At 34.8% G+C, this 25,112-nt stretch carries 26 protein-coding genes and 1 tRNA gene; 15 read left to right on the top strand and 12 right to left on the bottom strand.

Annotated elements, in window-relative coordinates; genetic code table 11:
* From SVZ03_16260 to SVZ03_16290, 7 genes are all read right to left on the bottom strand, one after another.
* Positions 1 to 945 carry a hypothetical protein gene (locus tag SVZ03_16260; protein MDY6935759.1) on the bottom strand — a complete coding sequence of 315 codons (945 nt, stop codon included), beginning with the start codon at positions 943 to 945 and terminating at the stop codon, positions 1 to 3.
* Positions 946 to 1,208: 263 nt separating this feature from the next.
* Complete coding sequence (prmC, locus tag SVZ03_16265; protein ID MDY6935760.1) at positions 1,209 to 2,042, bottom strand: peptide chain release factor N(5)-glutamine methyltransferase; 834 nt, start codon at positions 2,040 to 2,042, stop codon at positions 1,209 to 1,211.
* Positions 2,043 to 2,096: 54 nt separating this feature from the next.
* On the bottom strand, positions 2,097 to 3,164 hold the full coding sequence (prfA, locus tag SVZ03_16270; GenBank protein ID MDY6935761.1) for a peptide chain release factor 1: 1,068 nt from the start codon (positions 3,162 to 3,164) through the stop codon (positions 2,097 to 2,099).
* Between the two features lie 130 nt (positions 3,165 to 3,294).
* Positions 3,295 to 3,368 (bottom strand) — tRNA-Arg (locus SVZ03_16275).
* Positions 3,369 to 3,378: 10 nt separating this feature from the next.
* The gene (locus SVZ03_16280) at positions 3,379 to 4,023 is read right to left on the bottom strand and encodes a Crp/Fnr family transcriptional regulator (GenBank protein MDY6935762.1); all 645 of its coding nucleotides are present in this window, start codon (positions 4,021 to 4,023) and stop codon (positions 3,379 to 3,381) included.
* A 2-nt stretch (positions 4,024 to 4,025) separates the two neighbouring features.
* On the bottom strand, positions 4,026 to 5,249 hold the full coding sequence (locus SVZ03_16285; protein ID MDY6935763.1) for a cyclic nucleotide-binding domain-containing protein: 1,224 nt from the start codon (positions 5,247 to 5,249) through the stop codon (positions 4,026 to 4,028).
* Between the two features lie 18 nt (positions 5,250 to 5,267).
* On the bottom strand, positions 5,268 to 6,497 hold the full coding sequence (locus tag SVZ03_16290; protein MDY6935764.1) for an amidohydrolase family protein: 1,230 nt from the start codon (positions 6,495 to 6,497) through the stop codon (positions 5,268 to 5,270).
* 782 nt (positions 6,498 to 7,279) lie between these two features.
* On the opposite strand from SVZ03_16290, the gene SVZ03_16295 reads away from it, so the two are divergent.
* The 9 genes from SVZ03_16295 (at position 7,280) to SVZ03_16335 (ending at position 13,620) form a co-directional block, all read left to right on the top strand.
* Entirely contained in the window at positions 7,280 to 7,609 is a 330-nt protein-coding gene (locus SVZ03_16295) for an STAS domain-containing protein (protein ID MDY6935765.1), read from the top strand.
* Between the two features lie 9 nt (positions 7,610 to 7,618).
* Positions 7,619 to 8,605: a polyprenyl synthetase family protein gene (locus tag SVZ03_16300; protein MDY6935766.1), complete on the top strand. Its 987-nt coding sequence runs from the start codon at positions 7,619 to 7,621 to the stop codon at positions 8,603 to 8,605.
* Between the two features lie 14 nt (positions 8,606 to 8,619).
* Positions 8,620 to 8,841, top strand: a complete 222-nt coding sequence (locus SVZ03_16305; GenBank protein ID MDY6935767.1) for a tetratricopeptide repeat protein — start codon at positions 8,620 to 8,622, stop codon at positions 8,839 to 8,841.
* A gap of 18 nt (positions 8,842 to 8,859) precedes the next feature.
* Positions 8,860 to 9,276 carry a polymer-forming cytoskeletal protein gene (locus SVZ03_16310; GenBank protein ID MDY6935768.1) on the top strand — a complete coding sequence of 139 codons (417 nt, stop codon included), beginning with the start codon at positions 8,860 to 8,862 and terminating at the stop codon, positions 9,274 to 9,276.
* Between the two features lie 69 nt (positions 9,277 to 9,345).
* Positions 9,346 to 10,344 (top strand): AmmeMemoRadiSam system radical SAM enzyme, encoded by a 999-nt coding sequence (gene amrS / locus SVZ03_16315; GenBank protein MDY6935769.1) that lies wholly within the window; start codon positions 9,346 to 9,348, stop codon positions 10,342 to 10,344.
* 144 nt (positions 10,345 to 10,488) lie between these two features.
* On the top strand, positions 10,489 to 11,127 hold the full coding sequence (locus tag SVZ03_16320) for an outer membrane beta-barrel protein (protein ID MDY6935770.1): 639 nt from the start codon (positions 10,489 to 10,491) through the stop codon (positions 11,125 to 11,127).
* A gap of 17 nt (positions 11,128 to 11,144) precedes the next feature.
* Entirely contained in the window at positions 11,145 to 11,927 is a 783-nt protein-coding gene (locus SVZ03_16325) for a hypothetical protein (GenBank protein ID MDY6935771.1), read from the top strand.
* Between the two features lie 92 nt (positions 11,928 to 12,019).
* Complete coding sequence (locus tag SVZ03_16330) at positions 12,020 to 12,739, top strand: hypothetical protein (protein ID MDY6935772.1); 720 nt, start codon at positions 12,020 to 12,022, stop codon at positions 12,737 to 12,739.
* A gap of 122 nt (positions 12,740 to 12,861) precedes the next feature.
* A complete protein-coding gene (locus SVZ03_16335; protein MDY6935773.1) occupies positions 12,862 to 13,620 on the top strand; it encodes a prepilin peptidase in 759 nt (252 codons plus the stop codon).
* Positions 13,621 to 13,702: 82 nt separating this feature from the next.
* On the opposite strand, the gene SVZ03_16340 is transcribed toward SVZ03_16335, so the two are convergent.
* The 3 genes from SVZ03_16340 to SVZ03_16350 form a co-directional block, all read right to left on the bottom strand.
* On the bottom strand, positions 13,703 to 14,599 hold the full coding sequence (locus SVZ03_16340) for a response regulator (GenBank protein ID MDY6935774.1): 897 nt from the start codon (positions 14,597 to 14,599) through the stop codon (positions 13,703 to 13,705).
* Between the two features lie 17 nt (positions 14,600 to 14,616).
* Positions 14,617 to 15,825: a bifunctional 3,4-dihydroxy-2-butanone-4-phosphate synthase/GTP cyclohydrolase II gene (locus tag SVZ03_16345; GenBank protein ID MDY6935775.1), complete on the bottom strand. Its 1,209-nt coding sequence runs from the start codon at positions 15,823 to 15,825 to the stop codon at positions 14,617 to 14,619.
* Between the two features lie 252 nt (positions 15,826 to 16,077).
* Positions 16,078 to 16,752, bottom strand: a complete 675-nt coding sequence (locus tag SVZ03_16350) for a phosphatase PAP2 family protein (GenBank protein MDY6935776.1) — start codon at positions 16,750 to 16,752, stop codon at positions 16,078 to 16,080.
* A 333-nt stretch (positions 16,753 to 17,085) separates the two neighbouring features.
* Between SVZ03_16350 and SVZ03_16355 the strand changes: the two genes are divergently transcribed.
* Entirely contained in the window at positions 17,086 to 18,045 is a 960-nt protein-coding gene (locus SVZ03_16355) for an ABC transporter ATP-binding protein (GenBank protein MDY6935777.1), read from the top strand.
* A gap of 324 nt (positions 18,046 to 18,369) precedes the next feature.
* Here the strand turns inward: SVZ03_16355 and SVZ03_16360 are convergent, their stop codons facing one another.
* The gene (locus SVZ03_16360; GenBank protein ID MDY6935778.1) at positions 18,370 to 18,573 is read right to left on the bottom strand and encodes a hypothetical protein; all 204 of its coding nucleotides are present in this window, start codon (positions 18,571 to 18,573) and stop codon (positions 18,370 to 18,372) included.
* A gap of 397 nt (positions 18,574 to 18,970) precedes the next feature.
* Positions 18,971 to 19,360 carry an EamA family transporter gene (locus tag SVZ03_16365; GenBank protein MDY6935779.1) on the bottom strand — a complete coding sequence of 130 codons (390 nt, stop codon included), beginning with the start codon at positions 19,358 to 19,360 and terminating at the stop codon, positions 18,971 to 18,973.
* Here SVZ03_16365 and SVZ03_16370 point away from each other — a divergent pair.
* The 5 genes from SVZ03_16370 to wbaP all read left to right on the top strand — a co-directional run bounded on the left by SVZ03_16370 (position 19,329) and on the right by wbaP (position 25,112).
* Positions 19,329 to 19,928: a hypothetical protein gene (locus SVZ03_16370; GenBank protein MDY6935780.1), complete on the top strand. Its 600-nt coding sequence runs from the start codon at positions 19,329 to 19,331 to the stop codon at positions 19,926 to 19,928. The genes SVZ03_16365 and SVZ03_16370 overlap by 32 nt on opposite strands.
* 316 nt (positions 19,929 to 20,244) lie before the next feature.
* On the top strand, positions 20,245 to 21,444 hold the full coding sequence (locus SVZ03_16375; GenBank protein MDY6935781.1) for a flippase: 1,200 nt from the start codon (positions 20,245 to 20,247) through the stop codon (positions 21,442 to 21,444).
* Positions 21,423 to 22,544: a glycosyltransferase family 1 protein gene (locus SVZ03_16380; protein MDY6935782.1), complete on the top strand. Its 1,122-nt coding sequence runs from the start codon at positions 21,423 to 21,425 to the stop codon at positions 22,542 to 22,544. Before SVZ03_16375 ends, SVZ03_16380 begins: the two co-directional genes overlap by 22 nt.
* On the top strand, positions 22,534 to 23,691 hold the full coding sequence (locus SVZ03_16385) for a glycosyltransferase family 4 protein (GenBank protein ID MDY6935783.1): 1,158 nt from the start codon (positions 22,534 to 22,536) through the stop codon (positions 23,689 to 23,691). Before SVZ03_16380 ends, SVZ03_16385 begins: the two co-directional genes overlap by 11 nt.
* Entirely contained in the window at positions 23,688 to 25,112 is a 1,425-nt protein-coding gene (gene wbaP, locus SVZ03_16390; protein ID MDY6935784.1) for an undecaprenyl-phosphate galactose phosphotransferase WbaP, read from the top strand. Before SVZ03_16385 ends, wbaP begins: the two co-directional genes overlap by 4 nt.

The raw sequence follows: 25,112 nt of genomic DNA on the forward strand, positions 1-25,112 counted from the left end.
TTAATCCATAGATTTTAGTTTTTCTAATGAAATAAAATGATCTTCCATCCCTATACCTTTTTTATTGGTGCCTATTATAGTAAAGTCAGAATAATTTATTAATTTAATAAATTTATTTTTATAATTTTTAGGAAGAGGCATCTGTAATGAATGGATGGTTTTTGATACTATGAGATCTAAATCATCCTGCGCATCCTTATATGAGAATTCGGTGGATGTTGAACTCTGCTTATTTTGATTTAGAGAAATAGATTCGAAATCTATGTTTTGGATAGGGATATTGCCGCTTTTTCTTGAAACAAATCCTCTAGAGAATTGTGCACCATCTAATTCAATATATGTGAGCAACATGGCCATATCTCGGAATTGAATTGAAATCCTGCTAAGACAAGTTATCTTGTCAATATATCTCTTGCCCCATGAATGCTCCCGTTGTCCAAAGCAGTTGATCTTTTTTTCAAGTCCTTTATCCTTTCCATCAATTATTGTTGCTGTACCCGTAATCTTACATCTTTGCTCATATTGCTCCCAGAGTTGAATCTCTTTCAATAGTTTTTGATCGGAGGGGCTATTGGCCCGTTGCGGAGTGAAAAAATATATTGGAAATATGCCTGATATATTAAATTTGGACTTTATATAGTCATTATTCAGACTCAATTCAAAGTTATCAAAGGGTGTTAGTATTTCATATACATAATTATTGCCATCCGCTATCTTCTTCTTGCGCCCATTCTCATCAAATTTTATTTGATTGTTGTATTCAAATTTGTTGCCATTTATAAGCAACAGCCATGTAAATTCTATTATATTTTTACTAAACCTATAATCTATATCAGCGAAACCAAAGAATTTATTCTTCTTGTCAATAAAATTAATAGTGAATGATTCTATCCAATCTTTACCCCTCTTATACTCGTGTATATATTCGTCTTTCTCTTGTATCATCAAATAGTATCTCCTGGTTTAAATATATTGAATTACTTGAAGGTAATATGGCAATTGTGATTATCTGATTAGGTCAGATAAATTTATATTGCATTGATTTTTTTAGTAAAAGTGGATTATTTTTTTCAATTTTGACCTCATAGTATATGTTCCTAATAAATTCATCAATTATTTTTGTTATGGTTGCTGATATTTTTGTAACAATTTTGTATATTAGGTTTAATTTATTAGTGTATAATTACTGCTATTAAGGATGAAGGTGCTTATTTGACTCTGATGGCCGCTACTCTTGGATGGATAGCATAATCATTAAAGATATCAATGGAAAGGTTTCTCCTTTCACATAAATCCTTGATATAGTCTTTAAAATTTGGATTAATCTCTATTAGCAGCAACCCATTGATATGTAAATAGTTCTCAAAGCCTGAGATAATTCTTCTGATAACCTCTTTACCACCTTTATGCGCAAAGAGGGCAATCTCAGGTTCGAATGATATCTCTTTTTGTAGATTTTTTCTTTCTTTAATATCTAAATATGGTGGATTTGTGACAATTATATCAAATCTTTTATTCAGTAATGACTGAAATAGATCACTTTGTATGCAATTGATTGAATCATTATTCAATATTCTTTCGGCATTTTTCGATGCAACGATCAATGCTGCTTGGGATATGTCGGAGGCTGTAACATCTACATCTGGTCTGTTATGTTTGATGGCTATTGCAATTGCGCCTGATCCAGTTCCAATATCCAGAATCTTAGCATCCTTTTTCGCGTAGTATATTACAAGGTCTACCAGTAACTCTGTCTCAGGACGAGGAATCAGAACATCCCTGTTTATTTGAAAATTAAGTGAATAAAATTCTTTGTAACCTATTAAATAGGCTACAGGCTCTCCCCTTAGTCTTCTCTGCACCAATTCTGTAATTATTGTATTCTCTGTCTCAGATATATTTTTTTCTCTCTCTGTAATTAGTCTAAATCTCTCAATTTTTAGCACGTGGGATAGGATTACTTCAGCATCTAATCCTGGATTTTCAATATCAAGGCTTTGGAATTGTAAAATTATCCCTTTAATCACATCTGAAAGGATCATTGCATATCATGTTGATTCTCTTCATATGATGGATGAACATTGATAATAGTAACATTACTGCTTTGAAGTGAGTTGTCGCTCTGAATCATTTTTTTTTAATTTTGTAATAAACTCATTAAGGTCCCCTCGAAGAACTGAGTCAAGAGAATAGAGGGTAAGCCCTATTCTGTGATCTGTTACCCTTGATTGAGAGAAGTTGTAGGTTCTAATCTTTTCACTTCTATCTCCTGAGCCAACCTGGGATCGCCGTATTACTGCTTCCTTTTCCATCCTCTCCATCTCAGTCCTTTCATGAAGCCTTGCCCTTAAAACCCTCATTGCCTTACTCCTGTTCTTGTGTTGAGATTTCTCATCCTGGCATGTGACGACTATCCCACTGGGAATATGGGTTATCCTTACTGCTGAATCAGTGGTGTTGACTGATTGTCCACCATGACCTGAGGAACGATAAACATCAACACGTAAATCATCAGGATTTATTTCAATCTCGCTTTCCTCTACCTCTGGCAGAACTGCTATAGTAACCGCAGAGGTATGAACCCTTCCGCTGGATTCTGTGGCAGGTATCCGTTGAACCCTGTGTACACCCGATTCATATTTTAGGTTGCCATAAACCTCAGACCCACTAATAGAAAATATGACTTCCTTGTAGCCATCTATCCCTGTGGGATTTGAATAGATAAAATCGAGTTTCCAACCCTTTGAATCTGCGAAGCGGCAGTACATCCTGAAGAGATCTGATGCGAAAAGGGCCGCTTCATCGCCCCCGGTTCCAGCGCGAATTTCCATTATTACATCCTTATCAGAATCTGGATCCCTTGGGATGAGCAATAAAGTGAGTTCTTCTTCCAGCACCTCTATTCTATTCTCTATTTCTTCAATCTCTGATGATAAAAAATCCTTCATTTCATTATCATTTTCTTCTTTAAGGAGCTTTTTTGTGTCAGTTAACTCCATGTTCTGTATTTTAAAATCTTCATATTTCTGAATAATAGGAGTTATGGAGGAATATTCTTTGCTCAATATTTTATATTTATTCTGATCAGAGATTACCTCTGGATCAACCATCTCTATTTCAAGATCCTTAAGCCTTCTCTGCAGTTCCTCTAACCTTTCCACAATCATACCTTGTACCTCTATTAATATCCTATAGTGGCATTTATATCTACACTTGTTGTTAGGCGATAAAAAAAAGCGACTTTAACCGCTTGCTCTGTTTGGAATAAATTGGCTAAATATGTAAAAAGTTATCCGCTCCCGAGAGGACTCGAACCTCTGGCACATAGTTTAGGAAACTACTGCTCTATCCTACTGAGCTACGGGAGCATTGAGTTCTTTACGAATACATGCTCTTTCTTCTTGAATTAACAAGCCTTTGAAAGTCCTTAATATTCTTGACAACCACCTTGTTGTTGAATAATTCAATTTTGCCGATTTGATTTAGATGTGTCAATACCTTTTGTACCTCATTTATCTTCATCCCTGCCCAGTTTGCTATCTCCTGTGATGTCACATTAAATGTAACCTCATCCTGAAGATCGAGATGAGGATTTTCTTCAGCCAGCATATTCATAACATCCATTATCTTTAATTGTGGTTCGTCAAGTAGAAGGATTTTTAGCCGTCTTTTGGCATCGTAGATCCTCTTTGAGAATACGAGAAGAAGCTTATAAGCCAATTGGGGATTCCCTTGCAGGAGTGCTTCAAAGTTATCTCTATGAAATCTGAGGAGTTTCACGTGAGTAACTGCTATTGCAGAGGCTGACCTTGGCGCCTCTTCTAAAATTGCCATCTCACCAAAAACATCTCCAACCTCAAAAAAATCAAGGGTTTTTTCAATGTTATTCACAATTTTAACTATCTCAACCTTTCCGGATTGAACAAAATAGAATTCGTTACCCGGTTCGAATTCACAGAATATTATCTCCTTTGGTGAATATTCAACTCCAAATTTATCAAAAAGTTGATCATCTAATTTCATTGTTAAGCTTTTTCCTGTTTGTCTTTGATTGTTTTGAGCCTCTTCAAGGCTTGCTTGGTAATTGAGTCTTTAGGCTCCAATAACGCAACTTTTTTATAATATGAATTTGCGATATCAAGCTTATTTGACATTTCATAGGCTAAACCAATATGAAGCAGTACATTTTTCATATTATCGGACTCTGGAAACTTCTTAATCATAGAGGATAGAGAACCCAAGGCATCCTTATATTTCCCAAGCTTCAGGTAACATCTACCAACCTCCAAATGAGCTTTTTCGAAGATTTTCTTTTCAGAAGCATTTTTCAACTCTTTAATATTTAAAATATTAGTAAATAATGATACTGCTTCCTGGTAATTTTCCTGTGAGAAAAGGCTTACTCCGTTGTAGAATATTTCTGTTATATCCTCTTTCTTCTCCTTGCTCTTCTTCGGCTGTGATTCATCAAAGGAAAAGTCGTCGATATCATTATCATCGTCTGAAAATAAATTATCCATTTCATTATCAATAGCGGATTCTGCTTCTAATTCTAGACTAAAATCAATGTCATTATTTGAATCTCCATAATTGGAGTCTTCATCAATGCTGAAATCTGTAAGATCGATATCTTGATCCTTTTTAGCCACATTAGGTGATTGTTCTTCAATATCTAATTCTGAATCGGTATTTCCAGTTTCAATAGCTTTTATCCGATTCATCGCAACACTGGAGTATTTTGTATCCGGATAGTATTCCATATATCGTTTAAAGGAGTGAAGCGCCTGTTGATACTTTCCAATTTTATAGTAATAGTCCCCAATCTTAAATAATTCGACCTCAGGATTAATTGTATCTGTCTCACCCAAAACCTCTCTCACCATTCTCCCAATCCGGCGTAGTTGATTGCTGAAGACGCGTAACATCTTCATTACCAATTCAACCTTCTTGAGGATCAATTTCTCAAAATCAGCCAAAGTTAATACAAGCAATATCGTTTCCCCAATGGTTTGTGCTGTCTCTTCCCTAGGATATTTCCCTAAAGCAGATTTCACACCAAAGAATTCTCCAAGCTTAATTTCTTCTTTATCCTCTTCACCTGTATCAATCTTTATAGATGTTAGAATAACCTTCCCAGCCTTAAGTATATAAATATATTCACTCTTATCACCCTCAAAGTAGATTATTGATCCATGTTTATATCTCCTGGTTATAATACCAGTTTGTGTGGATGTTCCACCATTTGACATATCAAATCTCCGGGAAGACTAAAAATCAAATTCGATTGGTAAAAAGGGGAATTCTTTTTTAAAGCCCACTGCTCTTGAAATCCTTTGCATTAGACCAATTAAATCGCCAATTATTACTTTATCAACTCCGTCTATTTTCACTTCTTGGTATTTTATTTTTAAAGAGTCAAAAATATCCCTATATTCATAATTGCCATATACTGGTTTCCCATCAATTACTACTAAATGGATATCTTTTAATTCTGCTGAAATGATAGATTTATAGGGGGTACCACTATTATATTTAAACACCACAAAATCTGCAATCTGCCCAGCTTCTATTGTGCCTCTATTCTTCAACCTAAAGGCTCTTGCTGGATTGATGGTAACCATCCTTATTATTTGATCATCTGGCAACTCTTTATTATATACTTCTTTATAATAGATTTTATCAAACTTAATTTCTGATAAAAGATTTTTCCCTCCTGACATTGGGGAGTCTGTGCCAATACAAACATTTATTTCATTATCAATTATTTTTTTTATATTGGTTGTCCTGTTAAACATAAATAGATTAGAATCAGCACACCATACAACAGAAGCATTTCTCTTTTTTATAAGCTTAATATCCTCATCAGAGAATGCAAGACCATGGACTAATACAGAGTACTCACCCAAACCACCCTTTTGGTCTAAAACTTTAACATCCTGAATGGTTTCTGAATCAAAACCCTCGGAGATATGAGTAATGAAAGGGATGCCCTTTGTATTTGCTCTTCGATATTCTTCCTCTATCCCATCTCCCCATGCAAGTGCAAAGGATGCAATTGAGTGAGCGAGGGCATAATCCCTGATTACATTAACCGGCAGCATATCGAGAAATGGTTGGTTTACAAAATGAGGTATGTGATCAGAAACGCTAGTTGTACCTGCTATAAGGTTTCTGTAGCTACCAAGAAGATATAGATCGCTATTATCAATCTGTTGCCTCTCCGCATATATGGGGGAACTCTTCAGATCATTATCCCAGGGCAGCCAATTCTCATATGGGCCATTTCCGACTTTTGGGTAATATGTCCCTAATAAGTGATCATGACCATTGATGAGACCAGGAGTAATAATGTTATCTTGCATATCAATTTTAATTGTGTTATTGGTATTCGTTTCAGTAATCCTCTCAATTATTGAATCTTGGATTATTATATTAGCTCCTTCAATTGTTTCCTCTGGGGTAAGTATGATTGCCCCTGAAATTGACCACTTGCTCATAAATGCTTTTCCTTATAGAGTTCAATAGTATTGGAGAAATTTTATCTCAGTTGAATTGAGAAAATACACGTGAATGTGTAATTATTATGATTAAATCAAGTTTTCAAACCATATTACTCAAAAATCCTGATCCTTCATCATCTTCTATTAGCGTTTAGATGGGACTAAACGAATAATAATATTTATACTCATTTGAACATATCTAAACCAATTTAATCTACTAATGTTATAGTGATATGTTGAGCATAGTCAAGTAAAATTACATATTCCTATATCATAAGCATCATATTAATATATCAATTGATTAATCGACTAATATCAGTTATAATAATAACAAAGGGCTAATACCTCTATCATTGATCAGGGCGAAGCTTCCTTTAGTGCTCTGAATACTCTCAAGATCATATATTCATCGATTATGGGATGATAAGAAAAGTACTATTATGTAAGCAGTAGTTTTAGCAGTTGCATCATAATATATCAATGCACTCTACTTATTATCGGAAGATGCATATTATAAAGCAAATATTTATTTATATTAAATGGACCTTCAGTATCGCAAAGTAATTAATATGATAATCCCATATTCATGGATTAGGCGGTCGTTTATACTTATTCATAGGCCCTATTTTTCGATGGATGAAAGGATTAGTAGAGTAGAATATAATTAGTAGGTGTATTGTCTAATTTTGGTTTGTAACTAATGCATAGAAAATGACAAAAGAAAAAAGTTGTTGCATTATGAGTATTTTATACTTATTTTTAAACAAAGGAGAAAGATTATGAAAAGGGTTTCAAACAATGATTTTGAGATAATCCTGCTCGATGGAGTTATCGATCAAGATAAAGCAATAGAGCTTGACGCTTTGCTAAATGAGCTGACTAATGAGCAGAAATATAAAATATTAATAGACATGATAAATGTTAAACGTATATGCAGTGGTGCTTTGGGTGTATTGGTAGCAACAAAGAGAATGATAACTGATAAAGATGGCGATATAAAATTAGTAATAACTGATGATTCGATTTTGAAAATTTTTCAGACAACAATGCTTGACAAGGTTTTTGAGATATATGAATCTACACGAGAATGTGTTAATATATTTGATTGATGCAATAATATGCTAAAAACTGATAAAGTTACGTTACAAGATATAGTCGATCCAATCAATTGTTACTTATGTAAGGTTGATGAAGAGATAAAGAATAAATTAAAGACAGGCATATCGATTTTGGATGAGAGCGCTCTTCATCTGTTTAAGAGGGGAGGCAAAAAGATACGTGCCTCCCTTATTATTATTGCCAGTGGATTGAAGAATAATATTCCCGATGACATTATTGAAGTAGCCGCTGCAGCTGAGATTGTACATGGCGCTACTCTAATCCATGATGATATTATTGATGAGGCCAATTATAGGAGGGGTGAGGTAACTGTTTCTAGAAAATGGGGGAATAAGGTTGCAGTTTTAGTTGGCGATTTTATGTATACAAGGGGGTTAGATGTTGCTGTTGGTGAGGATAGAATTGACCTTTTCCCTGTAATGGTATCAGCCGCACTCGATATGGTTAAGGGAGAACTCTATCAGATAGAGTATTCTGATATAGATCTGATAAATAAAGAACATTACTATAATATAATCGATCTAAAGACAGCAAGATTTATGGCAACTTGCGCTAAACTTGGGGCTGTTAAAGCTAAGATGTCAGATATTGAGAGCAATATCCTTTATAATTTCGGTCTAAATATGGGATATGCATTTCAGATCGTTGACGATGCTATTGATTTCCTTAATGATAAAAAATGCCCGGAAAAGGATACAGGGGGTGATTTCCTATCGGGTAAAATAACATTACCATTTCTTCGTTTATTGGAAATTTCAAATGAAGAGGAGAGGGCCTACTATACTGATATAGCGAAGAATCCAGATAGTGAGGGCTATAAGATAATTCAACAGAAGATAATGAGTTGTGGAGCTATTGATTATTGTAGGGGAGTGGCAAAGGAATATATTTCGATAGCGCTGAAGCATCTGGATTATTTTCCTTTTACCATATACAAAGAAGTAATGATCAATCTATCAAATTTCTTTATAGAAAGGAATTATTAATCTGGGATAATCCTATGATCACGAAAGATAAACAGGAGTTGTTGAAGTATTATGATCTTGGCCTTACGGCATATAAGCAGAGGAAATGGAATGAGGCAATCAAGGCCTTTGGGTTAGCATTAAGGATTGATCCAAATGATGGACCCTCAGGGGTTTATTTAGAGAGATCAAAGACCTACCAGGAAAAACCTCCACCAGAAGATTGGGACGGTGTGTTCGTTATGCCTACAAAATAGAATTACAATTTGGTAATGATGTCAAAAAAGATAATAGAGGTAAACAAAAATCCGGTATATGAATTTGGGATGGTCTCCACTGTCTTTGGAGAGGATACACAACTCTATGGAGATCTTACATTTAAAAGATCACTTCAAATAAATGGATTATTTGAGGGTGAAATCTCATCCGAGGGTTTTCTCGTAATTGGAGAGGGTGCAATAGTTAAGGCGAATATTAAGGCTAAGACTGTAGTTATTAATGGCACAGTGTATGGAAATATTGAGGCTAATGATAAATTAGAGATTCAATCCAAGGGGAAACTCTATGGAAATATAAGAACAAGCAAACTCAAGATCGCAGATGGTGTTGTTTTTGAGGGCAATTGTGAGATGATAAAACCCCTTGAGGGTATTGGCGGGGAAGAAGACACATCAAGGGTTGAGTCTGCTTGATGATCCATTAATTACTCCCTTATGCTACTGAAGTTCAACTTTTATTCTAATATTTCATATTAAAGTTAAATGAGTGGTACAATAGAAGCTCAATACTATAATGTAATTGATAGAAGCAGGGTGAAATGCCTACTTTGTCCGCATAATTGCGTAATCCAGAATGGCAAGACGGGAATTTGTGGGGTTCGCAAGAATGTTGATTCTAGGCTTATCACAACAATATATGGTGAACTAACTGCTCAAGCAATAGATCCTATAGAAAAAAAGCCCTTATATCACTTTTATCCTGGAAGTGATATTCTCTCCATTGGGACTAAGGGATGCAATTTCAGTTGTTTTTTTTGCCAGAATTGGCATATATCCCAAAACTTGAATGTGAATACTTACTATAGCAATCCTGAGGATATTGTCGCTGATGCCAAGAATAATAACTCTTTGGGTATAGCATACACCTATTCTGAACCATTTATATGGTTTGAATTTGTAATGGATTGTATGATCTCGGCCAATAAAAATGGAATCAAGAATGTATTTGTTACCAATGGCTATATCAATTCAGAACCGTTAAAGGAAATATTAGAATATGCAGATGCAATGAATATTGACCTGAAATCCTTTCGGGAGAGTACCTATAAGAAAATAATGAACGGAAGGTTGAGCAGTGTGTTAGATACTGTTCAAAGTGTATACAAAAGATCTCATTTGGAGATAACTACTCTTGTCGTCACAGGCATGAATGATGATATCGAAGAGATGCGTGAGATTGTTGATTGGATATCATCAATTGACAGACGTATACCTTGGCATATATCAAGATATTATCCCAGTTATAAATACAACGCGCCGTCAACGGATATTGATTTTATGTTTCGTCTTTACGACGAGGCTGTGAAAAAGTTAGATTTTGTTTATTGCGGTAATATTAGCCCATCTCATGGTCGAAGTGATACGATTTGTCCATCCTGTCGCGATATAGTAATATCACGAAGCGGATATAGTGTTAAAGTTCAAGGGCTGGAAGCGGGTAAATGCGCAAATTGCGGGTACCATCTGAAAATAATCCATTAGTTGTATTACAGCAATTCAAGAGGATAGGGTATGTAGAATATCGAAAATGCTGACTTTTAATTGAGATATCGGGGCATTCCCACATGAGAAATCAGGATTAGATATCCTGTTAATATTTGAATATCAATTTTTTGTGAAAATATCATGTTAAAAAAAGTTATTTTATATATATTTTCTTTTGTTTTGCTCTTTACCAGTATTGGAAATGCAAAGGATGTTTTTGGGATTGGAATCTATATGGGGGCACAGCATGATGTAGGGAATCTAAACTCATATAATCCATATATCCAGATTGATCCACAGAACAATCTTTTATTGGGATTTGCATGTAAGGTTAATTATTTATACTTTTTTGGGAAGACAGGTGTTGAAACGACCTTTCTAATCAATAGAGGCGAAGTAGAGGAGAATTCAGATGAGATTGAATATGTTAAGATTGACTACACCTCCATACCCATCTTTGCGGGTATGAGTTTCCCTATCTTGAGTTCAGCAGAATTCTATATGGGAGGGGGATTCGCATATTTTCTCGGTAGGGGGGAAATAAAGAGTTCCTCAAGCTTTTATGAAGACGAAATCGATACTACTGCCTTTGGAATTGGATTTATCCTAGGGATCAGTTATATTTTCCCTTCCTCAATTCGTTGTTACTTTGAGTGGAAATATCTGGATGGTCGGTCTGATCAAATAAGCCAAACTCAAAGCTCATATAATTGGCAAAACTATTATGTTGATTTTACTGGACATAGAATATTTATCGGAATTATGTACTATCTAATCTAAACAATTGTGAATATCCAATGATACGAAGATTACTTGCATTCATACTCTTTACTCAACCCTTCAGCGCTCCACTCATTGCTGCAAATGTTAATTATACAATTGGTATATTTGGAGGTGTTATGCCTTCTTTTGGTGGTAGTATGAATTCCTCTATTCAGCGTGAATATTTCGATTCAGAGAGTGGGATAGATGGAATGAGGAGATCCATGAGTGGTATAGAGACCAGCAAAATAGACAGACTCACTGGTATATTCCTAGGTATTCAGACAAAGACTATATTTCGTGATTTCTATATGATTCGATTTGCTGGAAGTTATTGTAATGGTTTCATAGGGGGTAGCGGCAAATCGATTTTTTATTCTACAGATTATGGTAACTATTATCAATTGGAATGCGATTATTCATTCTGGGAATTCGATTTCCCCCTAACATTGGGATTATCCATTCCATTTTGGAAGGATGCGAAAATATTCCTAAGTTGTGGTGTAGCCTTTGCCTATGGAGAGTATAAGAATAAATTTACATCTAGCACATATCCAGATCCTTTTACAAGAAAGGGATCTTTTAGCAAATGGGCCTTTCCATTAATAGTATTGCTTGAAGGGGAGTACTTCATTTCATCACAGATCGCAGTCAATTCAACAATATCTTATTATCGAGGTTCTACAAAGGTGCTAACAGATAATACGAAGAATGATTATCTGGGATTTGGTATGAATGGGGCTGTGGATTATGCAAAGATTGATTTCTCAGGATATAGATTTAGCATGGGTGTATCATACTATTATTATTCTATTTAATCTAATGAATGATAACATAAGAACTAACGTATCATATGATAAATAATAGAAATAGGATTTTACTCATAATAGTTCTCATTCTTGTGATTAACATGATTTCCTCTAATAGAGTCCTTGCTATTGGGGAAATCGCTGTTGGTATGAATGTTGGAATTACATATGATCCGAATCATCTAGAGGATGAGATCAATAAGTATAATATTGTAATGGAGACATATAAGGAGTCAAATCCAGGGAGCAGGGTCTCCACAATAGATATCCCCTATTCTCCACTTTTAGGCTTTAACTTCAGATATCAATTCAATTATCTCCTTTTTAGGCTGGGTTGTCATTTGGCTAAACCTGTATATACTGAGGGAAGCATTACTCCTTTAGGTGGTGTGAAGAATAAAATACGGGTTACAACCTATCAAAATTCATATCCCCTAAGCATAGGTTTTATCTTGCCGTTGAAGGAGAGAACATACTTTTTCATGGGTGTTGGGCTAGCATATAATCAGGCATATGTTAAGATTAATCAATCAGTCCCTTCACAGAGCAGTTCACTTTTCAGTGGAGCTGGGTTATCCACTAATAGACGGGATAGGTATACTCAAGACTTTGCCGGATACCATTTAATCTTTGGAGCAGAGGTCCCAATCAATAAAAGATTTACAGTGTCAACAGAGTGGATACACCAGGAAGGTAGATCCTATCCTCTCAATAATGGAGGAATAGACGAAAGCGGTAATGAGATTATCCTACCAAGAAGAACAATCAATGTTGAAGGGGATTTTATTCTATTTGGAGTAAATTATTATATTAAGATCTAATATTATGATCAGTAGGCATATAGATCAATTATGATGAAAGAATGGGAGATATCTAATAGTTTCGGTCCTTTTAGTATATTCCAGACAGTAATCCATCCTTATATTGATTCATGGATTACGCGGTGAAATGGGTACTCATGTTTTTTTTCGGGGCAATGTGGGGAAGCTTCTTCTTTACCCTGGCTGTGCGTTATATCAATGGATCATTTCATGATAATAGAATAAAGGCCCTCTTTTCAGCTTCCAGATGCCCTAATTGCCAACAGAAGATTGCTCCAATTTATCTAATTCCGATAATCGGATATTTAGTCCTTAAGGGTAGATGTAATAAATGTAGTTCTAAAATAAATCTATCATATCCCGCATTTGAGGTTGTATATGGTGTATTGTTCATATTGATTGTATCGAAGATAGGGATGAATGCCTATTCCTTTACCATCTTCTTAATCACTGGACTGGCAATATCAATCTCAATAATTGACACGAAGATTCTGATAATTCCAGATTCATTGGTTATAGTATTTGTTGCGCTATCGATCTATCCAATAGTTCTCAATTATTCATTTAAGGATAACTTATTTGGATTGATTATGATGTTTCTATTTTTTTCAGTTATACTTCTGATTTTTCCTGGAAGCTTTGGAGGCGGAGATCTGAAATTTGCCAGCTCAATTGGTCTTCTTCTGGGAGTAGAATTGTCGATTGTTACTCTTGAGGTTGCCTTAATCTCCGGTTCGATTATAGGGACTATATATGCATTGATTATAAAAAAGGGATTGAGGATTAAAATTCCCTTTGCTCCTTTTTTAGCGTTTGGTGTAATAACGGCCTTTCTATATGGGAGAGATATTGCGCTTGTTTACTATAACATTGTCTATTAACTCAATACTAATGCTCTTCTCTTATTGATATTTCGTTTCAGGGATGAAATACACAAATTGATTATATTTGAATTAACACATATCAACTCACTCGATATTTTCGGAGTCTAATCATATTCCCTTTTTCGTTCCAGTCAACTTCATCCATATGAATGTTTATTATCAAAAGCCCTCTGCCGCTAATATTAGCTATATCTAGCTCCGGAAGAGAACTATAGTTAAAGCCTGGTCCATCATCCTCAATAATGTATTCAACGTATTCCTCAGTTAGTTCTTGTAGAATTCTTACTTGTCTCTTTTGAAATCTCTTATCCTTTTTCCTCTTCTCTACTTCTTCATAAAAACCCCTGATACCCCGTTCTTTGACAACATCTGATTTAATCTCAAGATTGCCATGAAACATGGCATTCTCGATCGCTTCGCATAATGATAGAGAAATATTTTCAGAGGTAGTGCGATTACAGAAGCCCATGGAAGTCAGGTTCTGTGTTAGGACATAGGAGATAGTATTGCATATAGTGATGTCAACAGGAATATTAAAGATCATTTTCTGATACTTTATAAACTGTCCTATATTTTCGGCTAATTTTGTCTCCTTTTTCCTCCTCAGTATATCCTTTACGGTTGAAGTGATTTCATTGAGGTCAAAGGGTTTTCTGATGAAATCGTGAGCTCCATATCTCAAGGCCTTAATCGCATCTTCAATATTGCCCTGTCCTGTTATGATTAATACCGGGATTGGCTCATCTAACATCTTTATGTGACGAAGGAGTGTAATCCCATCCATCTTCCTGAGTTTAATATCAGTGATAATGAGATCTATCTTGGTGTCAGTGTCATTCAAAAGATAGAGAATATCCTCTGCCTTCTCTAAGGAGATTACATTGTACCCTGCATTAGATAACCTCTTCTGAAGAAGGTACCTAATACCCTCTTCATCGTCGATTACAACAACATTTGATGGAGCGGAATCTTTCATAAAAACTCAATCCCTTATCAATCCATATTGTCAAAAATTAGGTGACCTAACTTCTCTTTTTTTGCCTTAAGGTATCTTATATTCTCCTTTTCAGGGGGGATCTCAATAGAAACCCTTTCAACAATCTCTAATCCATAACCCTCAAGACCGATTACCTTTTTAGGATTATTGGTTATTATCCTGATTTTATGAAGTCCAAGATCGACAAGTATCTGCGCACCGATGCCGTAATCTCTCAAATCAGCAGGGAAACCAAGCTTAATGTTCGCCTCTACAGTATCTAAACCATTCTCTTGAAGATGATATGCCTTTAACTTATTGCCCAATCCAATTCCTCTTCCTTCCTGTCTCATATAGAGTATCACTCCCTGTCCCTCGTCGTTTATCATCTCCATTGACTTGTGAAGCTGAGATCCACAATCGCACCTTAATGAGCTAAAAACGTCTCCGGTTAAACACTCTGAATGAACACGCACAAGCACATCCTCCCTGCCTGATATATCACCTTTAACAAGGGCTAGATGTATTGCATCATCTACTTCTGTTTCATAAGCAATTAACTTAAACTCCCCATAGTCAGTGGGCAGTTTTACTTCTGACACCCTTCTAATCAATCTTTCAATATGTTGCCTGTATTTAATCAGGTCTGATATAGTGGCAATCTTGAGGTTATGCTTTTGTGCAAACTTATCCAAATCTGGTCTTCTGGCCATTGTTCCATCATCGTTTAAAATCTCGCAGATAACTGCTGAGGACTTTAGTCCAGCAAGTCTTGCAATATCAACAGAACCCTCTGAGTGTCCAGCTCTTACCAGTACTCCGCCATCCTTTGCAGCAAGCGGGAATATGTGTCCAGGTTTGGTGAAGTCAGTAGCCTTCATCTTTTTATTAATTAGGGCCTTAACCGTGATTGCTCTATCATAGGCTGAGATTCCAGTAGTAGTGCCTTCCTTCGCATCCACCGATACTGTAAAGGCTGTATGGAATTTATCTGAATTTTCTGGCACCATGAGATTCAGTCCCAATTCTTCCAGTCTATCCTTGGTCATTGCAACACAGATTAGTCCTCTTCCGAATTTAGCCATAAAGTTTATTGACTCTGGGGCGCAGAACTCGGAACCGATGACAAGATCACCCTCATTTTCTCTATCCTCATTATCGACCAGAATAATCATCCCACCATTTCTGATCTCTTCTATAGCTTCAATTATTGAGCATGTTTTCATTTCGTTACCTCTCAATATAGGGAATACTTTCCATTATTAACCATACAATTAGAGTCGTTAACATTCGTCAAGGTTTTTATGAACTCGTCCCTTGATGGATTATTCATAGATTTGTTTTATTAGAATTGACGTTATCGTAAAGAATAACCTCTGGTTAAATAATATAATCAATATTCTGCTATCTTATCTATTTGCTTATAATTAGTATAATTAACATAGAAATCTACTTAATAAATGAAGATTTCCCCTTGCTTATGAAAAATGGGTCTTTATCCTTTTTTCACAGAGGTAACATATAATATATCCGAATAGGCTTGTTAAATATATCCCAAAGATAACGTCAGTTATATAGTGATACGATAGGATAATCCTTAAGAATGAAATAAGAATTCCGCAAAAAAATACTATACTAATAAGATATTTATTGTTTCTATAATAGATATAGGGGATTATATAAGAAAAGGTTTCTGTTGTATGCCCTGAGGGAAAGGAATGGTACTTCATTGATAAAGCAAAAGGGATATGTTCAGTGAGATTTGTAAATGGTCTTGGTTTGCCAACCAATATTTTTAGTGACCATGTTAGGACTCCTGAAACTGCAATTAGTATTATTATTACTGATAATGTAAAGCATTTATAGCGTGTGTATTTTTCTATATCTTTTTGCCTGTAATAAAATGTAAGAATTATAGTTATAAGCAAATAAAATCTCAAAATCCAGAAATGTTGATTAGAAATGGCTTTTGCAATAGGAGTGATAGAAGATCTTTCAGGAGTCCCGGCTTTAATAAGCTCTTTCACGTTTTTATGCTCAAGCCAAAGACTTCTTGAGAGATCAGTGTCATCAAAATAAATAATCATAGACTGCACAATAAGATAAATAATGCTGATTGTAGAAATTGATCTGATTAACCTTTTCCTTGACAATTGATAACCCACTTTTATAAAAGTTGATATACTATTTGCTGAATATCAATATCTTTGTTTATCAATATTATTAGAGTAGTTGGAGTCCTCATTGAATAAAACATTACAATTTGTATTAGGGGTTAGAAATCTCAACAACTTTTTTGAGAAAAATTTTTTTTTTAGGAAAAAGGAAATTTGTTATTTCTAATTTCCCCCAGTATTTTGCTTGGAAATTTGGGGTATAATTTTCAATATAATTTCGTGATATGATGATTATAAAAATTGAGATGGATTGGATAGGTCTATATAATGAGGTAAATTAAAATTATTAGGATTTAACTATTATCAGCCATGAGCACAATACTAGATATAAATGATCTTAGCGTAAGATTTTCATTAGCAGATTCAGCTATTTTTGCAGTAAGGGATCTTTCCCTTAGCCTAGAGAAGGGTGAGACATTGGGGCTTGTGGGGGAATCAGGTTGTGGAAAATCGGTTACAGCTTACTCCATCCTTCGGCTTGTTTCTCCTCCGGGAGAAATTGTTTCAGGAAGAATATTTTATGATGCTAGGGATATACTCTCGATTAATGAAGGGGAGATGAGGAAGATTAGGGGGAGGGAGATTTCTATCATTTTTCAAGAGCCAATGACATCTCTTAATCCTGTTTTTAAGATTGGATTTCAAATATCCGAAACGGTTAAGCTGCATCTCAAGAAAAATGGGAATGAGGCTAAGGAGTTGTCAATCGACCTTCTTAGACAGGTAGGCATTCCAGATCCGGAGAAGAGGTACAATTCATATCCTCATGAACTTTCCGGGGGGATGAGGCAAAGGGTAATGATCGCTATTGCCTTATCAGCATACCCTTCCATTCTTATCGCTGATGAGCCGACAACTGCGCTGGATGTTACAGTTCAAGCTCAGATATTGGATTTGTTGCTAAGGATTCAAAAGGAAAAGGATATGACGCTTCTTGTAATATCGCACGATTTGGGTGTAGTGGCAAATGTAGCAGATAAGATTGCGATCATGTATGCAGGTGAGATTGTAGAGTATGGAAGCGTAAAAGACATATTTAATAATCCCCTTCATCCATATACACTCGGTCTATTTCAGGCTATACCTAAAATTGGAGAAGATCGAAAGAGACTCACTACCATTCCAGGGATTGTGCCAACTATTACAAATCGGCCACAAGGATGTGTCTTCCATCCGCGATGTCCAAAGAGCGCGGATGAATGTATGGAAGATGCTGTGCCACTTATAGAAAAAGGGGAGAGACATCAAGTAAGATGTATTAGAATATAATCTCAGGCCTGATGACTTAACCAAAAGATTCGTTATTAAAATTTTATGAGAACAGCTTTTCACTGTTAAGAGGCTAATTGAAGATAGTATGAGTTCATGAAATATATCTATGAATCTGCTTCTAAGCGATTAAGCAATGACTTTGAGCAATCACTTCCGTTTTATAAAATACTTATGTCATCCACTGAGATTGTAATATTGTAATCTGATAATATTAATTATATATAACCCTTAGATACGTACTTCTGAGGTAATATCTAGCGGTTAAATTATTGAATTTATCTCAGTGAATGACCCTGCTACCTGAAAGTAAAAATATTAGGATTAGATAGCAAGATTAATCTTATATGTCTTTTTTACACCATCTAAGATAGTGGGGATTATGGTAGGATTGTTTGTTTTAAGATCATTCACCATATTCAATATCTCGAGTCTTGTGAGTTCGATGTCAAAATGGTCACATATTTGTTTACCATTCTTCCCACAAATCGCTTTATTGATACAGTTGCTACAGATATTGTTATTCACTTGTTTCCCCCCAAAAAAAACTATAATGATTATTGATATTTTCTAATCTGTATTTAATAAGCAATTTTTATGCCATGAAGCTTTTTGTATGATCTAAAAATATTGATTATCCTATTGTTATGTCGATTTATCAGAGAATAATATCCATTACTTATCGAAAATATGCAATTTTATTAAATGAAGATGATTTAAAGATAATTAACCCCGAAATGAAGTGAACATGAAATATTTTATGTATAGTAATATTCAATGATATTCCATTCCAATGTTGGATTTAAGCATCAGAGTATCATTTTTGCAACATCATAATATTGTCACAGATGCTTATGCTATCTCTTAAGGGATAATTGGTTTATTCTAATTAGAGATCAATTTTATTGAAGAATATTTATAATCCTTAACCCCAGAAGCTGATAACCATTATCCCTAATATCATAAGTATTCCTCCTATTATTTTTTCTCTTAATCCCTTTTCCTGAAAGATCAATACACCAAAGATTATACTGAATAACAGGCTAGTTCTCTTTATCGATATCATATAGCTTACAAATATAATCTTAATAGCCATCATGTGAAAAATTATCATAATGCTATACAATATGCCAATTAGCAATAGTTCCTTTTTAAGGATTTTCCTTAAATTATACTTTCTAAATAGCATAATTGAGAGTATAAGGGCTAACAGAGTAAAATAGCTTGCAGCAAAGAATGTTGGACTTGAATAGATTATACCCAGTTTGCTAATACTTGAGGTAATGCTATATATAAAGGCCACGGTTATCATCATTAATGAGCCCTTCTCTTTCATTATCATCTTGAGCGGGTATGCTAATCCATTTTTTATAGATGTAATATTGAGAGCATATGCTCCTATTACAATAAGCAGCACTCCAATTATGCCATTGAAGGAGATATTTTCACCAAGAATAATTGGTGAGGTGATTAGGAGGAATGCGGGCGTGAAGGATAGGAATGGAACCGTAAGAGAGAGAGGAGATATACTCAGCGCCTTGATATATAGAATAAGAGCTGTTAGCTCGAGGGGCAAGGATACGGTGTATACCCAGAATAATCTGGTATCTATAGATGGTATGTCATCGAGGATGGCAAATAGCCACAGTATAGGGATTGCAAAAAATATTCTGCCAAAGGCGATCTCTATTGTGCTAATACTCTTAGAATACTTTTTGGTTAAGAGGTCTGTTAGCGATAAGAAGAAGGCGCATAGGATTGATAATGTTATCCAGATAAGATCATCCTCCTATAAAAATGTCTTAGATAATACTATAAATATGGCTCTGGCTCAGATATTTGTATTATATCTGCGAAAGAGGGAAAATTTAATCTGTTTTTGAATTGTACATTAAAAGCATATTTGTAACTGGGAGTAGTATGAATTAATTTGTTTATTTATACATCTGTCAAGGCGAAATGATAATTGATAACAAGTTTTATCCTCTATTTAGTTGACTATTACTTTCGTATGAATATTATTTGATTCTTCTTTTTTATATTCCAGAAATTGATAGAGTGGAGAACAGCTGATCCACTACTATGAATTATATCCATTGATAATTTTTCTTATCAAATAATTTGTGATAGAATTAATAATATCTCATGAGTTAACACTCAAGAATTCGAGGTGAATTTATTTTTAAAAAAAAAGAGCATTTGAACTATTTCATTGTATTCCTCGGGCAATCTTCCTCGAAGCTTCTAATGTTTCTGGTCTATTTGCTCCTTCCTGCTTTAATTAGCGTTGAAGAATATGGAGTCTTCTCTTATTCTCTCTCACTATGTTTTATATTCTCACAACCCTTTATTGAATTCGGATTGGATCCAATTGTTACCAAATATGTAAGTCGAGGGAAATATCAAATAATAAACAATGCTTTCCTGTTAAGAGGTAAGACAACTATTATAGGAATAATAGTATTATTTATTTCTGCACTTATCTTTGATGCGCAATTCGGGATCATTGCTATAATCTCTACATATATCATCTTTTTCTCCTTTTCTAACTTGATATTTGCGTACTTTAGGGGAAGGGAGAAGTTTATTTATGAATCTTTACTGCTGCCATTATTTAAAGCTAGCATTATTATTTTAATACTTGTATTCTCAAAGTTAATATTAATAAATGATCGATACACTGGAGCAATCCCTTTTGCAATATCTTCCCTTTTATTATTCATCTCTGCATTAATATTTTTTTTAAAAGAGTACAAGACTGAGAGCGACAAAGACGATAAAAGAATTATTGAGGGGATATCTATATTGAAGGAGGGTGGGTTTCTCTTCTTCAGCACACTTATGTGGATGATATATTTTAGGATTGATTCTGTGATGCTTGGAATAATGACAGATGCGAGTGATGTAGGCATATACAGCCTCTCATATCGATTATATGAGGGTAGTGTTATTGTACCATCTGCTATTATGATCGTTATCTTTCCAAAGATATCCTACATAAATAAAGTGGATTTACAGAATTATTTCCACAAGGGTATAGTTATTCTATTTATATTATCAATATTTACATTCTTAGCGCTCTTCTTTTTGGGTGAGATTATTATAAAACACCTTTATGATATAGATTTCTCCCAGTCGATTGGTGTTCTAAAAATCCTTTCCTTTTCAATATTTGCTGTGTTCCCAGCTCATCTCTCTACACAGTTATTGATTGCCAGAGATAAGGGCATCCTTTTTTTGATAGTTGCCATATTTGGTGCATTATTGAATATATGCTTGAATTATTGTTTAATTCCTGAGATGAGATCCATGGGCGCTGCTTTTGCGACTGTTGCTACAGAGATTATGGTATTACTTATAAGCTTAGGATTATCAGAATGGATAATAAAAAGAGGATAATAATAAATGCCACATGTGCCAGTAAAAAATCTACAGGAGTGGGAATCTTTACTCAGGAGTTAGTTTCGAGGTTGGTTGCCATCAATCCTGAAAGGTTTTTCATTTTCTGTGTGCATAATTTTTTAAACGGATTTGAGAATATGAAGTTAATCTCTGATTCTTGCTCACCTGATAATGGACCAAGTGGGCATCGTAAGAGGATATTATGGTCTCAAACTCTATTACCCTCTGAATATAAGCTGAGAAGAGGAGGACTTTTATTTACTACATTACCTGAAGCCCCAATTAGCGTAAAGAACAAGATCGTTGTTGTACATGATATTATTCCAGCAAAATTTCCACAAATACAGACGAAAATGACATACTACTATCTCTACGTTGTCCCTTGGATATTGAAAACCTCCAGGCATCTTGTATTTGATTCAGAAAATACACGAAAGGATGTGCTTGAATATTATAAGATTAAAAATATACCCAATTCCGTTATTTATGCGGGTTTTAACAAAGGTCTATTCAAACCAATCAAGGGGGGCTTTATAAAGAAGAAATATGGTTTTGACAGATATTTTTTCTATGTTGGTGATATGAGGCCATATAAGAATTTGAATTCTGCTATCCAAGCCTTCTCTCGGGCATCTTTAGAGGAGGATATTCTTTTTGTCGTTGCAGGTAAAAGGGATGATAGATACTTTCCAGAAATACAGAGGGTTGTACAGCAAAAGAATCTTGCTGAAAGGGTTATCTTTTGTGATTATGTTCCGCAGGAGGACCTCCCTCATTTCTATAATGATGCAATAGCGCTCTTTTTCCCATCTAAATATGAGGGTTTCGGGCTTCCTCCCCTTGAGGCAATGGCAACCGGGTCTCCTGTTATTACTACCAGGATGGCGTCGATACCTGAGGTTTGCGGGGAAGCCGCTCTATACGTTAATCCTGATGATATTGATGATATGGCTTCTGCTTTAGAGAGACTTGCAGGAGACAGCTCTTTGAGGGAGTATTATATTCAAGCATCATTAAAGAGATCCTCTCTCTTTGGATGGGAGAAGACAGCCAGTGAATATATGAATCTGTTGATCGGACTTGCTGATGAAATATAAGACAGCGATAGTACATGAATGGCTCGTTAATTTTGCCGGCTCTGAAAGCGTCCTTGAGGAGATATACAAGCTTTATCCATCTCCAATATATACCCTTATTGCAGATAAACATGCTGTTGGGAATTCCGGTATTTCTGAAGCAGAGATATTTACATCCTTTATTCAGAGATTGCCATTTGCCAAAAAAAAATACAGGTCATACCTGCCCCTATATCCCATGGCCATTGAAAACTTTGATATAACAGATTATGATATAATACTTTCAAGCTCTCATGCAGTTGCAAAGGGTGTATTAAAGAGATCTGATCAGCTTCATATCTGCTATTGCTATACACCTATGCGATATATATGGGATATCTATCATCAATACCTTAGGGATTCGAATTTAACAAAGGGATTAAAGTCAATGATAGCAAAGTCATTTTTACACTATCTTCGCTTATGGGACATCGCATCTACCAATCGTGTGGATTATTTCATTGCCGATTCCTATTATGTCGCTAACAGGATTAAGAGTATTTATAGAAGGGATGCTGAGGTAATTTATCCACCCGTGGATATAGATTCATTCGAATTAACTGAAAAAAAAGATGATTTTTATCTAACAGCTTCGAGGCTGGTCTCCTATAAAAAGATTGATCTGATTGTGGAGGCTTTTAGCCGGATGAAAGATAAAAAATTGGTGGTGATTGGCGATGGCCCACAATATAATAAAATAAAAAGAATAGCCACTAAGAATATCGAGATTATTGGACATCAACCATTATATAAGCTGAAGGGATACATGCAGAATGCGAGAGCATTTATCTTCGCAGCCTTAGAGGATTTCGGGATTATGCCAGTAGAGGCTCAAGCCTCAGGCACTCCAGTGATAGCATATGCTAGGGGAGGCGCATGCGAGACAGTTATAAATAATGAAACGGGTTTATTCTTTAATGATCAAAGTGCTGAAGCGATTATTGAAGCTGTTAATGAGTTTGAGAGAATTGAACATGAATTAGACTCGAAAAAAATAAGAGGGAATGCTTTAAGATTCAATAGGGAGAGCTTTGTTAAAAATTATAAAAATTTTGTTGATAAAGCGATAGATGAGTTTTATCACTCTAATTTAGATAATCTATCTCATCATAGATTTATTGAAAAATGATCAGACATAGAGCAAAGATATATACAAAAAGCATAATAGGCAAATTGATATTATTAGCTGGGGATCTGTCTATTCTTATATTATCTTTTTTCATTGCTTATAATCTAAGAGGGATAGTATACGATATGGGACTACTATCCATCCCCAATGTGCCAATAGTTTATTTTTATCAATATTGGTATCTATTCTTAATACACTTATTCTTTTTATATATATTTAAAATATATAATATCCGATTCTCCATCTGGAATGAGGCAAGAGAGATATTAAAGGCGATCACCATTGCAACAGTATTTGTGTTCTTCATCCTTGCATTACTAAAGATTTCTGAACAGGTTTCCAGATTTATAATAATCTTTATTAGTATAATCTCAATAATATGTATTCCTGCATTGAAGTCTTTCCTGAAATTTGTGTTATATAGACTCGGTCTTTGGCAGGCTGATGCTCTCATTATTTCAAATCAGAATGAAGGAGTTGATCCTTATTGCCAGAACCTAAGAGATAATTGGTATATAGGTTACAGACCGGCATATGTAATTACACCCTATTTAATAGGAAACACTTCTTTGATCGAATACCTTACTAATGAAAGATTGCAGAGTATTATTAAAGAATATAATATTGTTCTACCAATCCTATATAAGATTGATAAAGATGATTTCTATAAAGTATTTATTAAGTTGGATATCTTCTTTGATGAAATCAAATTGTTGCCGGATATGCATTCTCTTTTTGTAAATAATATAACTATAGAGGATGGCGGTAGAAATTTTCTTCTTAACATTAATAATAATCTGTTAAGATTTCATAACAGGCTCATTCAGTATGTATTCAATAAAATATTTAGTATAATTATTTTTATATTAGTTTTTCCATTATTGATCTTCATTGGCATTGCGATACTAATTGATTCTAGGGGCCCGATGCTTTATAAAGCAAAAAGGATCGGATATAAGGGTAGGGATTTTTATATCTATAAATTCAGGACTATGTATAAGGATGCTGATAGAAACCTAGATGAACTTCTAAATTCTAATCATGATTTAAAAAAGGAATTTGAAGAGTCCTTTAAGATCAAGGATGATCCCAGAATAACAAGTATTGGAAGAATTTTGCGAAAAACATCGCTTGATGAATTGCCACAACTTTTAAATGTATTGAAGGGTGAAATGAATCTAGTTGGCCCCAGGCCGATCGTGAGTAAGGAGCGCAACAAATACAATGATGCATTTTATGAACTTATTAAGGTAAAGCCAGGCATTACTGGATTGTGGCAAATAAGCGGCCGCAATAATGTGGACTACAATAAAAGGATTCAGCTAGATCTGTTTTTTATTAAAAACTGGTCTCTGTGGATGGATGTAACAATTTTGGTTAAAACCTTTTTCGTTGTAATTAGAGGAGAGGGCGCTTATTGA

Source organism: Spirochaetota bacterium, from assembly GCA_034190085.1.
Lineage (GTDB): Bacteria > Spirochaetota > UBA4802 > UBA4802 > JAFGDQ01 > JAXHTS01.

Excerpts from the sequence above, each read along its gene's own strand:
- SVZ03_16260 (MDY6935759.1), bottom strand. The coding sequence starts at position 945 with ATGATACAAGAGAAAGACGAATATATACACGAGTATAAGAGGGGTAAA.
- prmC (MDY6935760.1), bottom strand. The coding sequence starts at position 2,042 with ATGATCCTTTCAGATGTGATTAAAGGGATAATTTTACAATTCCAAAGC.
- SVZ03_16280 (MDY6935762.1), bottom strand. The coding sequence starts at position 4,023 with ATGAAATTAGATGATCAACTTTTTGATAAATTTGGAGTTGAATATTCA.
- SVZ03_16285 (MDY6935763.1), bottom strand. The coding sequence starts at position 5,249 with ATGTCAAATGGTGGAACATCCACACAAACTGGTATTATAACCAGGAGA.
- SVZ03_16290 (MDY6935764.1), bottom strand. The coding sequence starts at position 6,497 with ATGAGCAAGTGGTCAATTTCAGGGGCAATCATACTTACCCCAGAGGAA.
- SVZ03_16295 (MDY6935765.1), top strand. The coding sequence starts at position 7,280 with ATGAAAAGGGTTTCAAACAATGATTTTGAGATAATCCTGCTCGATGGA.
- SVZ03_16300 (MDY6935766.1), top strand. The coding sequence starts at position 7,619 with ATGCTAAAAACTGATAAAGTTACGTTACAAGATATAGTCGATCCAATC.
- SVZ03_16305 (MDY6935767.1), top strand. The coding sequence starts at position 8,620 with ATGATCACGAAAGATAAACAGGAGTTGTTGAAGTATTATGATCTTGGC.
- SVZ03_16310 (MDY6935768.1), top strand. The coding sequence starts at position 8,860 with ATGTCAAAAAAGATAATAGAGGTAAACAAAAATCCGGTATATGAATTT.
- amrS (MDY6935769.1), top strand. The coding sequence starts at position 9,346 with ATGAGTGGTACAATAGAAGCTCAATACTATAATGTAATTGATAGAAGC.
- SVZ03_16320 (MDY6935770.1), top strand. The coding sequence starts at position 10,489 with ATGTTAAAAAAAGTTATTTTATATATATTTTCTTTTGTTTTGCTCTTT.
- SVZ03_16325 (MDY6935771.1), top strand. The coding sequence starts at position 11,145 with ATGATACGAAGATTACTTGCATTCATACTCTTTACTCAACCCTTCAGC.
- SVZ03_16330 (MDY6935772.1), top strand. The coding sequence starts at position 12,020 with ATGATTTCCTCTAATAGAGTCCTTGCTATTGGGGAAATCGCTGTTGGT.
- SVZ03_16340 (MDY6935774.1), bottom strand. The coding sequence starts at position 14,599 with ATGAAAGATTCCGCTCCATCAAATGTTGTTGTAATCGACGATGAAGAG.
- SVZ03_16345 (MDY6935775.1), bottom strand. The coding sequence starts at position 15,825 with ATGAAAACATGCTCAATAATTGAAGCTATAGAAGAGATCAGAAATGGT.
- SVZ03_16355 (MDY6935777.1), top strand. The coding sequence starts at position 17,086 with ATGAGCACAATACTAGATATAAATGATCTTAGCGTAAGATTTTCATTA.
- SVZ03_16370 (MDY6935780.1), top strand. The coding sequence starts at position 19,329 with ATGCTATATATAAAGGCCACGGTTATCATCATTAATGAGCCCTTCTCT.
- SVZ03_16365 (MDY6935779.1), bottom strand. The coding sequence starts at position 19,360 with ATGATGATAACCGTGGCCTTTATATATAGCATTACCTCAAGTATTAGC.
- SVZ03_16380 (MDY6935782.1), top strand. The coding sequence starts at position 21,423 with ATGGATAATAAAAAGAGGATAATAATAAATGCCACATGTGCCAGTAAA.
- SVZ03_16385 (MDY6935783.1), top strand. The coding sequence starts at position 22,534 with ATGAAATATAAGACAGCGATAGTACATGAATGGCTCGTTAATTTTGCC.
- wbaP (MDY6935784.1), top strand. The coding sequence starts at position 23,688 with ATGATCAGACATAGAGCAAAGATATATACAAAAAGCATAATAGGCAAA.